This window comes from Micromonospora sp. BS32 (assembly GCF_059089345.1).
In genome coordinates, this window is sequence record NZ_JBSSHR010000006.1 from 82797 (window position 1) to 98871 (window position 16075).

The following is a 16075-nucleotide window of genomic DNA, read 5'->3' on the forward strand; positions in this document are numbered from 1 at the left end:
TATCAGCCGGGCCGGACCGCGCTCCCCGGTTCGGAACGGCCCCGGTCAGCCGGCGCAGCTGGTGGCGGGCAGGCCGGGCACCGGCACCGGCGAGCGGCCCGCGGGGCGGGCCTTACCGGCGAGCACCCGGGCGAGCGCGTCCATCGAGGTACGGGTGGAGGAGTAGGTCGCCAGCAGGGTCGGCGAGGTCGCCTTCTCCAGCACGTACGGGGTGTCCATGGCGACGGTCACCGCCGCGTCGGCCTTCAGGTCGCCGCTGTCGTCGCCGTACCCGACCAGGTGGACGCCGGTGCCGCCGTTCGGGACCACCGGCACGCCGGCGGCGGTCAGGGCCTCGGTCAGCGCGGCCCGGGTCCGGTCCCGGCCGGCCGACGAGGTGACGGTCACCGGGCCGCGTACCGGTGCGGCGCAGGCGCCGCGCAGCTGGGTCACCGCGGCCGCGGCGAGGGCGGCGGCCGCCGCCCGGTGCGCGGGGCTGTTCAGGGCGGACATGGCTGGGGCGGGCCGGTCGGCGAGCCGGAACTTCATGGTCAGCACCCGGGTGGCCGCCTCGACCAGCCGGGCCCGGGGCAGCGAGCCGCCGCGCAGGGCGGCGAGCAGCCCGTCGTACGCCTGGCCGACGTTCGGGGTCATCAGGATCAGGTCGTTGCCGGCGAGCAGGGCCCGGACGGCCGCCTCGCCGGGCGCCCAGCGCTTGGCCGGCGGCATGTTCATCCCGTCGGTGACCACCACGCCGGTGAAGCCGAGCTGGCCGCGGAGCACGTCGGTGAGGAGCTTGTGCGAGAAGGTGGCCGGGGTGCCCGGGTCGACCGAACGGACGTCGAGGTGGGCGGACATCACCGCCATCGCCCCGGCGTCGATCCCGGCGCGGAACGGCGGGAAGGCGGTGGCGTCGAGTTCGGCCCGGGACTGGCCGACCACCGGCATCTCCTGGTGCGAGTCGGCGGCGCTGAGTCCGTGGCCGGGGAAGTGCTTGACGCTGGCCGCGACACCGCTGCTCTGCAGTCCCTTCACCGCGCCGGCGACCTGCGGGGAGACCCGTCGCGGGTCGGCGCCGAACGAGCGGGAGCCGATCACCGTGCTGCGGGTGGCGAGCACGTCGGCGACCGGCGCGAAGTCCATGTTGATCCCCATCGCGGCCAGCTCGGCGCCGGCGGCCCGCCAGGCGGCCTCGGTCAGCGCCGGCTTGTCGGCGGCCCCGGCGGCGAGCGCGCTGGGCAGGGCGGTGACGCCGTCGGTGATCCGGGTGACCACCCCGTACTCCTGGTCGGTGCCGACCAGGAAGGGCGCCGGGCCGGTGGGGAGCTTCCCGGCGGCGGCGCGCAGCCCGGTGGTCAGCTCGCGGACCTGAGCCGGGTTGTCGACGTTCGTGGTGGCCTGGTTGCCGGAGGTGGGGTCGTCGGCGCTGAAGCCGACCAGGATCAGCCCGCCGACGCGGTACTTCGTGATCATCTCGGCGGGGGTGTCGACCCCGGCGAGGGCCTGGTTGCCGGCCGCGGAACCGGGGGACACCTTGGTGGCGGAGCTGCCGTAGGCGTAGGGCATCAGCACCTGGCCGACCAGGTCCTCGTCGGCGAGGGCGCCGACCAGCGCGGCGGCCCGGGCGGCCGGGTCCGCGGGGTCGACGGGGATGGCCGCCGGCGTGCCGGTGGGGCTCACGGCGGCGGTCGACGGGCTGGCCGTCGGGCGGGGTCGCGCTGTCTCCGCCGAGCAGCCGGAGACGAGCAGCGCGGTCAGGGTGGCGAGGGCGACGCCGGCACGTCGCGGGGAGGTCGACACATGACCCATCAAACCCGTTGCCGACTTATCGGGGCAACCCGACCGGACGGCGGGCGGTGCGGGGCGTGCCCGTCCGGACCGGGCTGTCCTGGTACACCGGACCGGCTCAGCCCACCCGGGTGAGCAGCGTCACCGGGGCGCCGTCGCCGGCGTAGCGGTACGGCTCCAGCTCGGCGTCCCAGGCCGTGCCGAGCGCCTTGTCCAGGGCGTGCGCCAGCGCCTCCGGGGCCCGGGCGGCGGCCATCAGGCTGCGCAGCCGGTCCTCGCCGAGCTGGATGTCGCCGGCCGCGCCGACGGTGGCCCGGAACAGGCCGCGGCCGGGCACGTACATGAAGCGCTCCCCGTCGGCGCCCGAGCTGGGCTCCTCGGTGACCTCGAAACGGATCATGGGCCACTGCCGGAGGGCAGCAGCCAGTTCGGCGCCCGTCCCCGGGCTACCGGTCCACCCGCACTCGGCCCGGCGGGCGCCGGGATCGACGGGCTGTGCCGTCCACTGCAGGTTGACCGGCGCGGCGAGGACGCGCGCGATCGCCCACTCGACGTGCGAGCACACGGCGAGCGGGGTCGAGTGGACGTATACGACGCCACGCGTTGGCACGGTGACCTCCCGGAGACCGAGGTGCGTCTTCCCCTACGACCTCGACCACCCGAGTGGTTCCTGCGACACATCATGACTGCTGTGACGGATGGTACGCCAGGGAATCGGAAAATTCGCCGGTCGGAAATACCCGGACCGGTGACCTCGGTTGTGCTCTCCGACAGGCACGGTGGCCAGCCAGGCATCGTGGTCGTGTACAGTTCTCTGGGCGGTTCTGTGCCGCCGTACATCTTCGCGGGCTGAGGCTCACCCGGGCGTCATCCGCATACAGCCCCCGGACGATTCCCGTCCTCCCGTACGTCTTGCAAGGAGTACCTCCGTGGCGAGCAACACCTCTAAGACCGCGCGCGCGTCAGTCCGGGCCGGCCAGGCTGGCCAGGGTGGCGCCCTCAGCGTGCTGGGCGAGTTCAAGTACCTCATCCCGCTCAACGGCGGCAAGCACGCCTACGTGCGGAACCTGACCAACGGCAAGACCGCGCACCTGCGGACCGACTCGGACGCCTTCGTCGAGGAGATCCGGGTGCTGGCCGCCGCCGGCCACGCCGCCAAGATCCGCGCTGAGATCAACAACCTCGCCGCCACCCACCCGGGCGACGGCTGGGACAAGACCGAGAAGCGCCTCGTCGAGGCCGGCGTCTTCGAGGGCTGAGCCCTCCCCCAGAGCGACACCTGGAACCGCCCGTCGGGTCACCCCGGCGGGCGGTTCCGCCTTTCCAGCGCCCGCGACCGTCAGCGGTCGAGCAGGGCGACGTCACCGGTGGCCAGGTCGTACAGGGCGCCGACCACGTCGACCCGCCCCTCGGCGACCGGCCCGGCGAGCAGCTCGTCGGCGCCGAGCGCGGCCACCGTCCGCAGCACGTGCCGGCGGACCGCCAGCGGGTGCGCCCGGGGGTCGTCGGCGCCCACCTCCGCCACCGCCGGGGCGATCTGGTCCACCAGGTAGCCCAGCGACCCGTCGGGGCGCCGCCCGGTACGCAGGGTGTCGACCGCCGAGGCGACCGCCCCGCAGCGCTCGTGCCCGAGCACCATCACCAGCGGCACCCCGAGCTGGTGCACCACGTACTCGATGGAGCCGCAGACCGCGCGGTCCAGCACGTGCGCGCCGGTGCGGATCACGCAGATCGATCCGAAGGTCTGGTCGAAGATCGCCTCCAGCGGAACCCGCGAGTCGATGCAGCCCAGCACCACCGCGTACGGCTGCTGGTCGCCGGAGGCGACGGCCGCCGCGGCGGTCACGTCGTGCCCGTGCACCGGGCGGCCACTGACGAAGCGCCGGTTGCCGGCGAGCAGCTCGGCCAGGGCGGACCGCGGGGTCCGGCCCGGTCCGGGGATCGGCGGTGGCGTGGACGGGCGCATGTCCCCCAGCCTCGTCACCGATCCGACGCCGCGGGGCGGGTTGCGAATCTTCTCACCACCACGGTTGGCGTGGTGTCATGACGGGTAGCCGGTGTGTCACCCACCGGGCCTACTCCGGTGGTGGGAACCGGGCGGCCCGGGGGAGGTGGCGAATGTCGGAGCAGCGGGAGGTACGACTGCCGGACGACGTACGCCTGCACGTCGAGGTCACCGGCCCGACGGACGCGGCGGTGACCGTGGTCATGCTGCACGGCTGGACCCTGGACGGGCGGGCCTGGCACCGGCAGCTGACCGACCTGCGGGAGCGCTTCGGCGACGCGGTCCGGGTGGTCACCTACGACGCCCGGGGCCACGGCCGGTCCAGCTGCATGGCCCTGCGCACGGCGACCCTGGCCCAGCTCGGCGACGACCTGGCCGCGGTGCTGGACGAGGTGGCCCCGACCGGCCCGGTGCTGCTCGTCGGGCACTCGATGGGCGGGATGACCGTGATGGAGTACGCCCACCGCCACCCTGAGCACTTCGCCGCCCGGACCGCCGGCCTGGTCTTCGTCTCCACCACCGCCGAGGGGCACACGCACACCGTCTACGGCCTCTCCCCCCGCATCGCCCGGCTGATCCGGCTGGCCGAGACCACCGGCGCCGGGGTGCTGGCCCGGTGCGGTTCGTGGCGGCCGCCCCGGGCGCTGCTGCGCGCCCTCCGGCCGAGCATCCGCTGGATGCTCTTCGGCGACCGTTGCGAGCCGTCGGACATCCGCCTGGTGACCTCGGCGGTGGCCCGGGCCTCGCTGCGCTCGATCGGCGGGTTCCGCGCCTCGATCGGCGACCAGCACCGGCTGGACACCCTCGCGGCGCTGGCGCACGTGCCGGCGGCGGCGCTGGTCGGCGACCGGGACCGGCTCACCCCGCCGCCGTGCGCGCAGTCGATCGCGGCGGCGCTGCCGGTGACCGAGCTGACCGTCTGCCCGGGCGCCGGGCACATGCTGATGATGGAACGGCCGGACGAGGTGAACGCCGCCCTGGCCGGGGTGCTGCGCCGGGTGCTGACCGGCGCCCCGGAGACGACCCCGGCGGGCTGAGCCGGCTGCGGGCGGGTGGCCCACGTCGCCGGCCACGGCACGGCCTCGACGGGTGCCCGTACGCTGCCCGTACCCTCATTCTCCGTCCGGCGCGTCCGCGCCCGGCCGCCGCCGCCGCTCAGGAGCCCGTACGTTGACCGACCAGACCACCCTGGAACAGGAGATGGCCGCCGAGCAGCGGCACCTCGACCGGGTGTACGCCCGCCTCGCCGAACTCCGTCTCGCGGCGGCCCGTGCGGAGCGGGACGGCTACCGGCTCGCCCGGGTCGGCAATTTCGGGGCGCTGGTCGAGCGGGACGCGATGGTCTTCCACGCCGCGCAGCGCCGGCACATGCTGGACGCCGAGCACGAGGGGCTGGTCTTCGGCCGGTTGGACCTGCGCGACCGGCAGGTGCTGCACGTCGGGCGCCTCGGGGTGCGCGGCGAGGACGCCGAGACGCTGGTGGTCGACTGGCGCGCACCGGCCGCCGCCGCCTTCTACCAGGCCACCCCGGCGGAGCCGCTGGGCGTGGTGCGGCGGCGCACCATCAGCTCGGCCAACGAGAAGGTCACCCGGATCGAGGACGACCTGCTCGACCCGGAGTCGGCGCCGCCGGACCTGGCGGTGGTCGGTGACGGGGCGCTGCTGGCCACCCTCTCCAGGGCGACCGGGCGCGGGATGCGGGACATCGTCGCCACCATCCAGCGCGAGCAGGACGAGGCGATCCGCTCCCCCGGTTCCGGGGTCACGATCGTCTCCGGCGGCCCGGGCACCGGCAAGACGGCGGTCGCCCTGCACCGGGCGGCGTACCTGCTCTACTCCGACCGCAGCCGGTACGCCGGCGGCGGCATCCTGGTGGTCGGCCCCTCCTCGGTCTTCGTCGAGTACATCGCCTCGGTGCTCCCGTCGCTGGGCGAGGAGACCGCCACCCTGCACTCGCTCGGCTCGCTCTTCCCCGGCATGTCGGCGACCCGGACCGACCCGCCGGAGGTGGCGGCGGTTAAGGGTTCGCTGCGGATTCGCCGGGTGCTGGAACGGGCGGTGCGGGACGCCGTACCGGGTGGCCCGGGCGAGCTGCGCCTGCTCTACCGGGGCACGCTGCTGCGGCTGGAGCGCCGTGAGCTGGACGGGATCCGGGACCGGGTGCTGTCCCGGGGGGCGCGGCGCAACGAGGTGCGTCGGGCCGGCTTCGACGCGGTACTCGCCGCGCTGTACGCCCAGGCCCGGCGGTTGATCGTCGCCCGCCTGCCGGAGCAGCCCGCCTTCGAGGACGAGATCATCGACCGGCCGGAGTTCCGGGAGTTCCTCAAGGCGTGGTGGCCCCGGCTGCACCCCCGGCACGTGCTGGGCTGGCTGGCCCGCCCGGAGCGGCTGCGCCGGTACGCCGGGGACGTCCTGTCCCGGGCGGAGATCACCCTGCTCGGCGAGGCGTACCGGACGCTGGACACCGAGGGGCTCACGGTGGCCGACATCGCCCTGCTGGACGAGCTGGACGCGATGCTGGGCAAGCCGGTGCGGCCGGCGAAGCAGAAGCGCGACCCGTTCCAGCTGGCGGGCGGGGTCCGGGAGCTGAGCACCTTCGGCGACCGACAGCGTGCCGCCCGGGCGGCGGCCCGGGAACGTCCGGAGGACTACCGCGACTACGCGCACGTGGTGGTGGACGAGTCGCAGGACGTCTCGCCGATGCAGTGGCGGATGGTCGGCCGGCGGGGCCGGCTGGCGTCCTGGACGGTGGTCGGCGACCCGGCGCAGACCGCGTGGTCGGGCGACCCGGCGGAGCTGGACCGGGCCCGCGACCAGGCACTCGGCCGCCGCCGGCGGCACCGGTTCGTGCTCACCACCAACTACCGCAACTCCGCGGAGATCTTCGCGGTGGCGGCGGCGGAGATCCGTCGGCTGCACCCGGACCTGGCGCTGCCGACGGCGGTCCGCTCCACCGGGGTCGATCCGGTCGCGCTGACCGTCCCGGCGGCGGAGCTGGCAGCCGCGACCGTGGAGGCGGTGGAGACGCTGCTCGCCGAGGTCGAGGGGACGGTCGGGGTGATCACTCCGGTGCCGCGCCGGGACGAGGTGGCCGGCTGGCTCGCCGACGGTACGGGCGCCGGCCGGCTCCAGGTGGTGACGAGCCTCCAGGCCAAGGGCATGGAGTACGACGGTGTGGTGCTGGTCTGCCCCAGCGAGATCCGCGCGGAGCCCTCCGGCGTGCGCACCCTCTACGTGGCCCTCTCCCGCGCCACGCAACGCCTGACCACCCTCGACCCCACTCCCTGACCCCCACCACCCCACCCCCGAGCGGGTGGGTTGGATATATAGCGATGTGAGCATAGGTTGGGTCGGGTGCGCGGCGGGGACGGAAGGTGTGGGCGTGGGCGGAGGGCATGACCACAGCGGGGCGGTCACCAACGCCGCGCAGCGGCACCGGGGGCGACTCTGGGCGGCCTTCGGGCTGCTCGCCGCGCTCATGGTGGTCGAGGCGGTCACCGCCTTCGGCACCGGTTCGCTGGCCCTGCTCTCCGACGCCGGGCACATGTTCACCGACGTGCTCGGCATCGGGATGGCCCTGGCCGCCATCACCGCCACCCGGCTCGCCGACCGAGACCCCCAGCGCACCTTCGGGCTCTACCGGCTGGAGGTGCTCGCCGCGCTGGCCAACGCCGTGCTGCTCAGCGGGGTCGCGGTCTACGTCCTGATCGAGGCGGTACGCCGGTTCGGCAATCCGCCCGAGGTGGTCACCGGCCCGATGCTCGCGGTGGCGCTGCTCGGCCTGCTCGCCAACGTCGCCGCGTTCGCCCTGCTCCGCCCGGGCGCCAAGGAGAGCCTCAACCTGCGCGGGGCGTACCTGGAGGTGGTCGGGGACCTGCTCGGCTCGCTCGGCGTGATCGGCGCGGCGCTGCTCATCGCCGGCACCGGCTGGTGGTGGGCCGACCCGGCGGTGGCCGTGGCGATCGGCGTGTTCATCCTCCCCCGCACGTGGCGGCTCGGCCGGGCGGCGGTGCGCATCCTGGTCCAGGCCGCGCCGGAGCACCTCCAGGTGACCGCGGTGCACGATCGGCTGACCGCCGTCCCCGGCGTGGCCGAGGTGCACGACCTGCACGTCTGGACGCTCACCTCCGGCATGGACGTGGCCTCCGCCCACCTGACCACCATCCCGGGCGCCGAGGTCGGGACGGTGCTCGCCGCCGCCCGCAGCGCCCTGCACGAGGACTTCCACATCGAGCACGCCACCCTGCAGATCGAGCCGGGCGCGTCGCCCGGCGGCTGCGGGCCGTCGCACTGGTAGTTAGCGGCTCCTTAAGAAATCCACCCCATTTATCCTCTTGTCCCTCCTTCAACAGGTTTCCCTCGCGTACCGTCAGTCACGAAACGGGCGGGTGTCACACCCGTACCGGTAGGCTCGGTCCCGGCCTCCGCCCGGCGGCGCCCATCGGTGCCGGCGGTGGCCGTCGCCTAATCGCCCTCGAGGCGAGCCGGGGAACCATGTTCGTGGGGTGCATCCGCGTCAGCGGTAGGGATCTTCCGTCCCGAACCCGTCAGCTAACCCGGTCGGCGGCTGACGGAAGGACATGTGCATGCACGTACGACGCACCACCGCGCGGCTGCTGGCCGCGGTCGCCGCGACGCTCGCCCTGGGCGTGTCGTCCGCGCCGGTCGCCACGCCGGCCGTGGCCGCACCCAGCACCGCCCGGCTCGCCGCCCCCGGCGACGACGACGAGGGCGGCAGCCCCGAGCTGCGGGCCCAGCTCGACGCGGCCAGCAAGGGCTGGCTCGACGCCCGGGCCGCGCTGGACCGCTCCACCAAACGGCAGCAGGCGCTCACCGCCCAGCTCAAGACTGTCGAGGCGGAACTGGGCGTGCGCAACGGCAAGGTCAGCGAGATCGCCGGCGTGGCGTACCGGACGGGCCGCCTCGGGCCGGTCTCGGCGCTGCTCAGCAGCTCCTCCCCGGAGGGCTTCCTGGACCGGGCCGCGGCGCTGGAGACGGTCGCCGCCAACGAGGACCGGGAACTGCGCAACCTCATCCGGACCCGGGACGAGGCCACCCGGACGCGCGCCGCGATCGACCGCGAAGTCATCGAGGAGCGCCGCCAGGTCACCGTGATGGCCAAGCGCAAGCAGCAGGCCGAGCGGGCGCTCGAGGTCGCCGCCGCCCAGAAGCCCGACCCGCCCGCCGCCGCCGACAGTGGCGGGTCCACCTCGGGTACGTCCACCGCGAACGCCAAGCCGGCGACCCGCAACCCCGACGGCTCCTGGCCGCCGGAGTCGTGCAGCATCGACGACCCGACGCCCGCCGACGGCTGCATCACCCCGCGGATGCTCAACGCGCTCCAGCAGGCCCAGGCCGCCGGCTTCAAGAGGTACGTCTCCTGCTACCGGCCCAGTGGCTCCGGCGAGCACCCCAAGGGGCGGGCCTGTGACTTCGCCGCCCAGGTCAGCGGCTTCGGCGGGGACGCCACCGGCGGCGACAGGACGTACGGCAACAACCTGGCCGCGTACTTCATCCGCAACGCCGACCGGCTCGGTGTGCTCTACGTGATCTGGTACCGGCAGATCTGGCTGCCCAGCAGCGGCTGGAAGTCGTACAGCGGGGCGGGCGGGGACCCGTCCAGCGACCACACCAACCACGTGCACCTGTCGGTGTACTGACCCGGGTACGCCGGTGGCCCGCCCCGGGCCACCGGCGTACGTCCCCGGCCGTACGCCGGATGTCGTCGCCCGGCCCACGACGGGCCGCTCCCGGCCGACGAGCATCGGGGACATGGCCAGACTCTCCCCCGACGCCCGCAAGACCCTGCTCACCCTGCACCTGGTGACCTCGCTGGGCTGGCTCGGCGCCGACCTGGTGCTGCTGACCCTCGGCGTCGCCGGGCTGCGGGGGGCCGACCCGGAGGTGGTCTACCCGGCGGCCGCGCTGCTCGTCACCTGGCTCTTCGCGCCGCTGAGCGTGCTGGTCTGGCTGGTCGGCGTGGCCAGCGCGCTGCTCACCCCGTGGGGGCTGCTCCGGCACCGGTGGGTGCTGGTCAAGCTCGCGGTGACCACGGTGATGCTGGGCCTGGTGCTGTTCCAGCTCACGCCGCGCATCCAGGCCGCCGCCGCTCCGGACGCCACCGCGCACCTGCGGGCCGACGTGGTGATCGCCCCGAGCGTCTCCACCGTCCTACTGGTCGCGCTGACCGTGATCTCCACCTGGAAGCCGTGGGGACGCACCCGCCGCGGTGTCACGGCCCGCCGGACACCGGTGGCGGCCGCCGCGGGCCGTCGCTGACCGGGGTGTGGTCAGCCGGTGGCCGGGCCGCCGCCGGCCTCCCTGCCCAGGACCGCGCCGAGCCGGCTGGCCAGCCCCAGGTGGGCGGCCCGGGCCTGGCGGAAGGCGTACCCGAACAGCGGCGCGGGCGCCGCCAGGGTGATCTCCACGTCGATCCGCAGCACGCCGGCCTCCTCCCGGAGCCGGGTGTGGTTGCGTACGGTCGTGCCGGGCTGCTGGCGGGCCACCGTGACGATCTCGTTGTCGGTCACCACCAGGACGTCGGCCTGGTAGGTGACCGGGAAGCGCAGCGGACCCACCTCCAGCCGGTCGGTGATCGCGTAGCTGGCCCGGGCGCCCGGGCGGGGCGGCAACCGGCGGACCCGGACGATCAGCGGGTGCAGCTCCTCCTGCCGGGCCAGGTCGCTCAGCAGCGCCACCGCATCCGCCCGTGAGCAGCGCGCCTGCACCGTGTAGCTGAACGACTCCCGCCGGACCACTGCGCCTCCACCACCCTCGTCGGTGGCCCGATCGTGCCGTAACCGGAGCGACCTGGCAACGCGTGTGCGCTGGCGGGGCGTGGACGGGTGGACCCAGGCGGCGTGATTCGTTCCCGTCATCAAGTTTGTAGCGTCCGATGGGCCCGTCCCGGGGTCGGGCTCTGGTGGCGCGAGGCCGGTGGGCCGGGCGTCCCTTTGGACGCTACAAACTTGATGACGTTGGCGAATCACCCGAGACATGGGCGTGTGCGCTGGTGGGGGCTCGGCTCGACGGGCGGTGACGGCCCGGGGCCGCGACCGCGCTCAGGCGCCGGGAAGGACCTCGGGGGTGGCGGCGCCGGCGAAGTAGGGCTCGGGGGCGCCGAAGAGGCCGAGCAGGCCGGTCACCCAGAGCTGGCGGTGCACGAACCGGCTCGGCTCGGTGACCACCAGCTTGACGCCGCTGACCTCGGCGGTCTGGAAGCCGGCCACCATCGCGCTGATGCCGACGGAGTCGATGAAGCTGACGAGCCGCATGTTGAGCTCGATCCGAGCCGGACGCCCCTTCGCGAGCACCTCGGCGATCGCCTCACGCACCTCGTACGCGGTGTCGACGTCGATTTCGCCACGCGGGGCGATCTCGACGACACCACCCTGCAGAACCGACTTCACGATCGACAGGCTCACGCGAGCACCTCCACTCGCCCGTCCATGGGCGCCTCATCAGTACGCGGGCCGCGACCGAGCGTATTCCTCCGACGGCCTCGGTCGCCACCCCTCGGGATGAGCAATTCGCGGATCCGGACGGACCGGGCCCGCTCCAACCGACCCAGGGTAGCGGTCGCCCGCCACCCGATTCGGGATCCGGTCCGCCCGGCGAGCCGCCGGCCGCTTGTCCTCCCGGTTTGCCCCGACTGCCTAGGCTCGCGGGAGAGACGGGTCACCACTACGGCGGAAGGATCGCATCGATGATCAGGAGACTGCTCGGCCTGGCCGGCGTCGGCGCGCTGCTCGCTCTCGTCCTGGCCTGCGGCTTCGGTGGCGGGGACGACGACGATGACGACGGCGACGACGACTTCGCCCGCGCGGCCGCGGCGGCCATGGTGCGCTAGGACGCGGGTTTGCGGGCCGCCCCGGCTGGGCACTGGCCGGAGAGCGGACTGTGACGCGCCGCTGAGACGTCGACGTCCGAAGTGGCCGCAGACTTCGGCACCCCGAGGAGGTAACCACGATGTTCGGTAGCAACCTGCTGGAGCGCCGCAGCAAGCCCGAGCGGATCGCCGACCAGGCCTGGCAGCAACTGGCCGCGGCGATCGGCAACGCCGGCGACAGCGTTCGCGACGCCGCCAGGACCGTCCGCGGCGGCGGGGGCTCCGGGCTCTCCGACGCGGGCGACCTGGTCGGCTCGGCCGCGGACGAGGCCCGCCGGCGGGCCACCCTGGCCTTCGACGCGCTGGCCGGGCGCCGTCCGGCCCTGCCGTGGACGCTGCTGATCAGCGCGGCGCTCGTCGGCGCCGCCATCGGCTGGGCCGCCGGCACCGCCGCGCGGGCGGCCGGCAGCCGCGACCGGTCCGTCGACGACATCGAGTTCGTTGACGTGGACCGGCCGAGCTCCCCGGTCACCGGCCTGGACAGCTGAGCGCCACCGCACTGCCCGCGGCACACGCACCGGGACCGGGCCCCGGCCGACGGACGGGTCGGCCGGGGCCTTTGCGCGTCAGCGGCTGGTGCAGGTGACCGCCGGTACGCCGTTGTTCCCGCTCCAGTTGCCGAGGAAGCCCACGCTGCCGAGGAAGGGATTCCCCCTAACCGATCGAAACGGCTTCATGGAAGCGCTCTCACGCCTATCGCACGGGGCAGCCGTCAGTCCAGGTGGAAGACGACTCCGTCGGCGACCACCTCGCGGCGCACGCCCAGCCCGTCCACCGGCCGGCCGGCCGCGTCCTGCCAGGGGGTGCCCGCCGCGTACCGGGGCAGCAGCACCACCGTGCGCACCCCGACCGCCTGCAGGTACGCCACCGAGCCGACGTCCGGGAAGGACACGCTCGCCGCGCGGATCGACTCCTGCGAGGCCGGGGTGAACGAGGCCAGCCCGTTGACCACCCGGGGGAAGCCGTCGGTCGACCAGAGCATCACGTGGTACTCGCGGATGCCGTCGCTGGGCAGCACCAGCGCCGGGCCGGCGATCCCGTGCAGCGCCACCGGCTCGGCCGGCACCGGCACGTGCGGCGTCCGGTTGACCCCCTCCAGCAGCACCAGCGCCACCGGCAGCACCAGCGCCCAGCGGGCCGCCCGGCGCGCACGGCCGGCAGCCGTCGGGTCCTCCCGCACGGTCAACCCCCCGGCGGCCAGGACACCCAGCAGCAGGGTCGTCCAGAGCACCAGCCGGCCCGGGGTGCGCACCCCGTCCCAGCCCGGCACGTGCCGGACCAGCGTCAGGTACCCCGGGTCGCCGTCACCGCCGAACGTGCTGCCCGCGGCCAGGGCCACGCTGAACAGCACCCCGGCGGCCAGCGCCAGCCGGTGCCGCACCCGCCAGACGGAGAAGAAGAGGCCGGCCAGCGCCAGCCCGACCAGCGTGATCCCGGGCAGCAGGGTCATCTCCCCCGGAAAGCCGAGGACCGTCCGGGCCGACTCGTGCCGCTCCCCCCACAGCCAGGACTGCGGCGGCGCGGTCAGAAAGCCCGACCACGGCGGGGAGAACATCGCGATCTGGGCCGCCGTCCGCCGGCCCTCCGGGTGCCGGGCCACCACCTGCAGGTAGGGCGCGGCCATCAGCAGGGTCACCCCGGCGAACCCGACCACACCCGCCAGGTCGGCCAGGAGCAGCCCGCGCGGAACGGCCGGCCGGAGCCGCCGCCGCCACCAGGTCAGCGCGTACCCGCCGGCCACGACCAGGCAGAGCACCCCCAGGGCGTACGCGAAGGGCAGGCCGATGCCGAAGCCCAGGGTGACCTGCCAGGCGGCGACCGCCCACCCGGCGGCCGCCCAGCCGGGACGCACCCGATCGGCCCGGTGGCCGTGCCGCAGCGACCAGCCGTGCCCCCGGGCCAACATGGCCAGCGACAGGGCGATCCCGCCGACGCAGAGCACGTGCAGGTGCCCGGCCTGGGCCAGCTTCCACGGGGCGTACGCGAAGGAGGCCCCGGCCACCGCCGCGCCGGCCCGGCCGGCCCCCAACTGCCGGCTCAGCGCGTACGCCCCGACCAGGGCGAGCGCGTGCACCAGCACGTACAGCAGGTTGTAGCGGACCACCGCGGCCACCGGCCCGTCACCCACCAGCCCGAACGGGGCGAAGCCCAGCAGGGTGTCCGAGTAGGCGTAGGTGTACGGCTCGGGGAAGAACGTGTTCGAGTGCCACAGGTGCGCCGGGTCGGTGGCTAGCGCGTGCCCGCCCCAGGCGAGCTGCCACGCCTGCAACGTCGGGTCCCCGGTGTCCTGCGGGATGGTGCCGGCCGGGTCCCGCAGGGTGGGCCAGGTCAGCGCGGCGGCCGTGGCCAGCGCGGCGAGCACGGCGAGGGTCCACTCGTGCCGGCCGCACCGCCACATCGCCCGTGCCGCCCGGCGCATCCGGTCCATCCGCCCCGCCCCTCCGCCGACCCGCCAGATCGTGCCCCGCGCCGGGCCCGCTTGTCGACGCCGCCGGACACCCGCCGACCCGTCCGCTCACCCGGATCGGGGGAGGAGGGCTCATCCCGGGCGGTGACAGGCTCGCCACCGGCGGGCCGCGACCCGCGGCCGCGGACCCCTCTCGGGAGGAGTGCACGCATGGCCACGGCCAGCACCGTCACGCGTACCGACCAGGACCTGCAGAACGACGTCCTCGACGAGCTGACCTGGGAGCCCCGGGTGAGCGCGAGCCAGGTGGGCGTCGCCGTCACCGAGGGGGTGGTGACGCTGACCGGGTGGGTGGACAGCTACGCCGCCAAGTGGGCGGCCGAGCGGGCCGCGCACCGGGTGGCCCGCGTCCGCGCGGTCGCCAACGACCTGACCGTCCGGATCGGCCCGTCGGCCGAGCGCACCGACCCGGAACTGGCCGGCGCGGCCGAGCACGCCCTCGCGTGGGACGCCTTCGTGCCGGTGGAGGACCTCCAGGTGACCGTCGCCAACGGCTGGGTGACGTTGCGCGGCGCGGTGGAGTGGGAGTACCAGCGCCGGGCCGCCGAGCGGGTGGTCGGCCGGTTGACCGGCGTACGCGGGGTGAGCAACGGCATCACCGTCCGGCCGGCGACCCCGCCGAGCGGCGACGACCTGCCCGTCCGCATCGTCGACGCGCTCGTTCGCAGCGGGGCCACCGACCCGGACCGGGTCAGCGTCCGGATCTACGGCGACACCGCCGTCCTCAACGGCCAGGTCCACTCCGTGCCCGAGCGCGACGAGGTGGAACGGATCGTCTGGTCGGCCCCGGGCATCCGGGAGGTGCACAACCACCTGTCGGTGGCCGGCTGAGACCACCCGGGCCGGGTGAGCTGTGCTCACCCGGCCCGGCGGCAGGGTGGGGGCATGAGTGATTCCGACGGGCTGATCCGCCCCGGGAGCCCGGCCCCCGACTTCACCCTGCCGGCCACCCCGGACGGGCGTCGGACGGGTCCCGGGCAGTTCCGTGACCGGCCGGTGGTGCTCGCCTTCTACCCGGCCGACTGGAGCCCGGTCTGTGGCGACCAGATGGTGCTCTACCAGGCCGCGATGCCGGAGTTCGACCGGTACGGTGCGGCGGTGCTGGGCATCTCGGTGGACAGCGTCTGGTCGCAGCGGGCCTTCGCCGACGCCAAGGGCATCCGCTTCCCGCTGCTGGCCGACTTCGAGCCCAAGGGCGAGGTCGCCCGGCGGTACGGCGCGTATACCCCGGCCGGGCAGGCCGCGCGGGCCCTGGTGGTGATCGACCCGGCGGGGACGATGGCCTGGAGCTACCTCTCCCCCGCCGAGGTCAACCCGGGCGCCGACGGCATCCTCGACGCGCTGGAACAGCTCGGCACCGACCGGCGGGTGGTGGCCGGATGACCACGCCGCTGCAGGCCACCCCCCGGCTGCGGGTCCCGGTGACCGACGTCGACCACATCCGCGGGCCGGTGGACGCGCCGGTCACCATCGTCGAGTACGGCGACTTCCAGTGCCGGTTCTGCGGAGCGGCCCACCCCAACCTGGCCGAGGTGCTGCGCCAGCGGGCCGACACCGTCCGGCTGGTCTACCGGCACTTCCCGATCGCCAACGTGCATCCACACGCCGAGAACGCGGCCGAGGTCGCCGAGGCGGCCGGCCGGCGGGACCGGTTCTGGGAGATGCACGACTGGCTCTACGAGCACCAGGACCAGCTCGACCCGGTGCACCTGTCGCTCGGGGTGGAGCAGCTCGGCCTGCCACCGGTCGAGATCAGCGCGGAGACCGAGCGGCACGCGTACGCCGACCGGGTGCGGCACGACTTCGTCGGCGGCATCCGCAGCGGGGTGAACGGCACGCCCACCCTGTTCATCGGCGGCATCCGCCACGAGGGCGGCTACGACGTGCCCGAACTCCTCACCGCGGTGGACGCCGCCGCCGCCGCATAACCACCACCGACAGGCGGGCA

General features: G+C 74.6%; 17 protein-coding genes and 1 riboswitch. Of the genes, 11 read left to right on the forward strand and 6 right to left on the reverse strand.

Going from position 1 to position 16075, the window contains the following annotated elements:
• Nucleotides 1-45: 45 nt before the first annotated feature.
• Entirely contained in the window at nt 46-1788 is a 1743-nt protein-coding gene (locus AC5RWQ_RS11890; protein ID WP_494282795.1) for a glycoside hydrolase family 3 protein, read from the reverse strand.
• Between the two features lie 97 nt (nt 1789-1885).
• Nucleotides 1886-2377, reverse strand: coding sequence for a DUF3145 domain-containing protein (locus AC5RWQ_RS11895; RefSeq protein ID WP_334485715.1), 492 nt, complete (start codon nt 2375-2377; stop codon nt 1886-1888).
• 319 nt (nt 2378-2696) lie between these two features.
• Here AC5RWQ_RS11895 and AC5RWQ_RS11900 point away from each other — a divergent pair, with 319 nt between their 5' ends.
• Nucleotides 2697-3026: a hypothetical protein gene (locus tag AC5RWQ_RS11900; RefSeq protein ID WP_088960914.1), complete on the forward strand. Its 330-nt coding sequence runs from the start codon at nt 2697-2699 to the stop codon at nt 3024-3026.
• An 80-nt stretch (nt 3027-3106) separates the two neighbouring features.
• Here the strand turns inward: AC5RWQ_RS11900 and AC5RWQ_RS11905 are convergent, their stop codons facing one another.
• On the reverse strand, nt 3107-3733 hold the full coding sequence (locus AC5RWQ_RS11905; protein WP_494282796.1) for a carbonic anhydrase: 627 nt from the start codon (nt 3731-3733) through the stop codon (nt 3107-3109).
• 152 nt (nt 3734-3885) lie between these two features.
• On the opposite strand from AC5RWQ_RS11905, the gene AC5RWQ_RS11910 reads away from it, so the two are divergent.
• The 5 genes from AC5RWQ_RS11910 (at nt 3886) to AC5RWQ_RS11930 (ending at nt 10051) form a co-directional block, all read left to right on the forward strand.
• Nucleotides 3886-4809 (forward strand): alpha/beta fold hydrolase, encoded by a 924-nt coding sequence (locus tag AC5RWQ_RS11910; protein ID WP_494282797.1) that lies wholly within the window; start codon nt 3886-3888, stop codon nt 4807-4809.
• A gap of 133 nt (nt 4810-4942) precedes the next feature.
• Nucleotides 4943-7060, forward strand: a complete 2118-nt coding sequence (locus tag AC5RWQ_RS11915) for a HelD family protein (RefSeq protein WP_494282798.1) — start codon at nt 4943-4945, stop codon at nt 7058-7060.
• A gap of 94 nt (nt 7061-7154) precedes the next feature.
• Nucleotides 7155-8069 carry a cation diffusion facilitator family transporter gene (locus AC5RWQ_RS11920; RefSeq protein ID WP_494282799.1) on the forward strand — a complete coding sequence of 305 codons (915 nt, stop codon included), beginning with the start codon at nt 7155-7157 and terminating at the stop codon, nt 8067-8069.
• Between the two features lie 154 nt (nt 8070-8223).
• A riboswitch (cyclic di-AMP (ydaO/yuaA leader) is annotated at nt 8224-8354 on the forward strand.
• A 4-nt stretch (nt 8355-8358) separates the two neighbouring features.
• Nucleotides 8359-9432 (forward strand): coiled-coil domain-containing protein, encoded by a 1074-nt coding sequence (locus tag AC5RWQ_RS11925; protein ID WP_494282800.1) that lies wholly within the window; start codon nt 8359-8361, stop codon nt 9430-9432.
• Nucleotides 9433-9544: 112 nt separating this feature from the next.
• Complete coding sequence (locus AC5RWQ_RS11930; protein ID WP_494282801.1) at nt 9545-10051, forward strand: hypothetical protein; 507 nt, start codon at nt 9545-9547, stop codon at nt 10049-10051.
• 11 nt (nt 10052-10062) lie between these two features.
• On the opposite strand, the gene AC5RWQ_RS11935 is transcribed toward AC5RWQ_RS11930, so the two are convergent.
• Nucleotides 10063-10530, reverse strand: a complete 468-nt coding sequence (locus tag AC5RWQ_RS11935; protein WP_494282802.1) for an SRPBCC family protein — start codon at nt 10528-10530, stop codon at nt 10063-10065.
• Nucleotides 10531-10833: 303 nt separating this feature from the next.
• Nucleotides 10834-11196: an STAS domain-containing protein gene (locus AC5RWQ_RS11940; RefSeq protein WP_334485701.1), complete on the reverse strand. Its 363-nt coding sequence runs from the start codon at nt 11194-11196 to the stop codon at nt 10834-10836.
• A gap of 281 nt (nt 11197-11477) precedes the next feature.
• Here AC5RWQ_RS11940 and AC5RWQ_RS11945 point away from each other — a divergent pair, with 281 nt between their 5' ends.
• Nucleotides 11478-11621: a hypothetical protein gene (locus AC5RWQ_RS11945; protein ID WP_494282803.1), complete on the forward strand. Its 144-nt coding sequence runs from the start codon at nt 11478-11480 to the stop codon at nt 11619-11621.
• A 119-nt stretch (nt 11622-11740) separates the two neighbouring features.
• Nucleotides 11741-12148 carry a hypothetical protein gene (locus tag AC5RWQ_RS11950; RefSeq protein ID WP_494282804.1) on the forward strand — a complete coding sequence of 136 codons (408 nt, stop codon included), beginning with the start codon at nt 11741-11743 and terminating at the stop codon, nt 12146-12148.
• Nucleotides 12149-12372: 224 nt separating this feature from the next.
• On the opposite strand, the gene AC5RWQ_RS11955 is transcribed toward AC5RWQ_RS11950, so the two are convergent.
• A complete protein-coding gene (locus AC5RWQ_RS11955; RefSeq protein WP_494282805.1) occupies nt 12373-14088 on the reverse strand; it encodes a hypothetical protein in 1716 nt (571 codons plus the stop codon).
• Between the two features lie 189 nt (nt 14089-14277).
• Here AC5RWQ_RS11955 and AC5RWQ_RS11960 point away from each other — a divergent pair, with 189 nt between their 5' ends.
• From AC5RWQ_RS11960 to AC5RWQ_RS11970, 3 genes are read left to right on the forward strand one after another with little or no spacing between them, the layout of a single operon-like run.
• Nucleotides 14278-14958: a BON domain-containing protein gene (locus tag AC5RWQ_RS11960; protein ID WP_494282806.1), complete on the forward strand. Its 681-nt coding sequence runs from the start codon at nt 14278-14280 to the stop codon at nt 14956-14958.
• Nucleotides 14959-15012: 54 nt separating this feature from the next.
• Nucleotides 15013-15510 (forward strand): redoxin domain-containing protein, encoded by a 498-nt coding sequence (locus AC5RWQ_RS11965; RefSeq protein ID WP_494282807.1) that lies wholly within the window; start codon nt 15013-15015, stop codon nt 15508-15510.
• Complete coding sequence (locus AC5RWQ_RS11970) at nt 15507-16055, forward strand: DsbA family protein (protein WP_494282808.1); 549 nt, start codon at nt 15507-15509, stop codon at nt 16053-16055. The genes AC5RWQ_RS11965 and AC5RWQ_RS11970 overlap by 4 nt, the downstream gene beginning before the upstream one ends.
• Nucleotides 16056-16075 lie beyond the last annotated feature (20 nt).

Coding starts and splice junctions, on each gene's coding strand:
- AC5RWQ_RS11955 (WP_494282805.1), bottom strand. CDS start 14,088: ATGGACCGGATGCGCCGGGCGGCACGGGCGATGTGGCGGTGCGGCCGG.
- AC5RWQ_RS11890 (WP_494282795.1), bottom strand. CDS start 1,788: ATGGGTCATGTGTCGACCTCCCCGCGACGTGCCGGCGTCGCCCTCGCC.
- AC5RWQ_RS11970 (WP_494282808.1), top strand. CDS start 15,507: ATGACCACGCCGCTGCAGGCCACCCCCCGGCTGCGGGTCCCGGTGACC.
- AC5RWQ_RS11930 (WP_494282801.1), top strand. CDS start 9,545: ATGGCCAGACTCTCCCCCGACGCCCGCAAGACCCTGCTCACCCTGCAC.
- AC5RWQ_RS11910 (WP_494282797.1), top strand. CDS start 3,886: ATGTCGGAGCAGCGGGAGGTACGACTGCCGGACGACGTACGCCTGCAC.
- AC5RWQ_RS11925 (WP_494282800.1), top strand. CDS start 8,359: ATGCACGTACGACGCACCACCGCGCGGCTGCTGGCCGCGGTCGCCGCG.
- AC5RWQ_RS11960 (WP_494282806.1), top strand. CDS start 14,278: ATGGCCACGGCCAGCACCGTCACGCGTACCGACCAGGACCTGCAGAAC.
- AC5RWQ_RS11950 (WP_494282804.1), top strand. CDS start 11,741: ATGTTCGGTAGCAACCTGCTGGAGCGCCGCAGCAAGCCCGAGCGGATC.
- AC5RWQ_RS11945 (WP_494282803.1), top strand. CDS start 11,478: ATGATCAGGAGACTGCTCGGCCTGGCCGGCGTCGGCGCGCTGCTCGCT.
- AC5RWQ_RS11905 (WP_494282796.1), bottom strand. CDS start 3,733: ATGCGCCCGTCCACGCCACCGCCGATCCCCGGACCGGGCCGGACCCCG.
- AC5RWQ_RS11965 (WP_494282807.1), top strand. CDS start 15,013: ATGAGTGATTCCGACGGGCTGATCCGCCCCGGGAGCCCGGCCCCCGAC.